The following is a 669-nucleotide window of genomic DNA, read 5'->3' on the forward strand; positions in this document are numbered from 1 at the left end:
ATGGAGGCCCTCGTTTCGTCGGCGACGGCTGAGCATCGGGAGTTCTCGCATATCACGCCGGAGTATCAGGCGATCAGTCAGTTGTGTCGGCAGGTTCGGTCGGTGGCCGAGGTGTCGGCGCTGTTGCGGATTCCGCTGGGTGTGGTGCGGGTGTTGATCGCTGATATGGCGGCCGAGGGTCTGGTTCGGGTGCATCAGCCGCAGTTGGATGCCGGTAGGCCAGATGTCAACCTGCTGGAAAGGGTGCTCAGTGGACTTCGCAGGCTCTAGTCCGGGCCTTACCTCGACGAAGATCGTGGTGGCCGGTGGTTTCGGCGTGGGCAAGACGACGTTCGTCGGTGCGGTGTCGGAGATCATGCCGTTGACGACCGAGGCGGTGATGACGGACGCGTCGGCGGGGATCGATGATCTGGGGATGACGCCGTTGAAGTCGACCACGACGGTGGCGATGGACTTCGGGCGGGTGTCGCTGGATCGGGATCTGATCCTGTATCTGTTCGGGACGCCGGGTCAGCATCGGTTCTGGTTCATGTGGGATGACCTGGTGCGTGGGGCGATCGGCGCGGTGGTGCTGGTGGACACGCGCAGGCTGGCCGACAGTTTCCCGGCGATCGACTACTTCGAGGAGGCGCAGTTGCCCTTCGTGGTGGGCGTCAACGGCTGGGACGG

General features: G+C 64.0%; 2 protein-coding genes. Both read left to right on the forward strand.

Annotation, left to right across the window (positions count from 1 at the left end; all coding sequences use genetic code 11):
* A partial coding sequence (locus AC5L3X_RS39165; protein ID WP_225264432.1) for a DUF742 domain-containing protein occupies positions 1–270 on the forward strand: 270 nt, incomplete at its 5' end.
* On the forward strand, positions 224–669 hold a 446-nt coding region (locus AC5L3X_RS39170), incomplete at its 3' end, for a GTP-binding protein (protein ID WP_225264434.1). The genes AC5L3X_RS39165 and AC5L3X_RS39170, both read left to right, overlap by 47 nt.

Source organism: Nonomuraea sp. CX421, assembly GCF_059358955.1.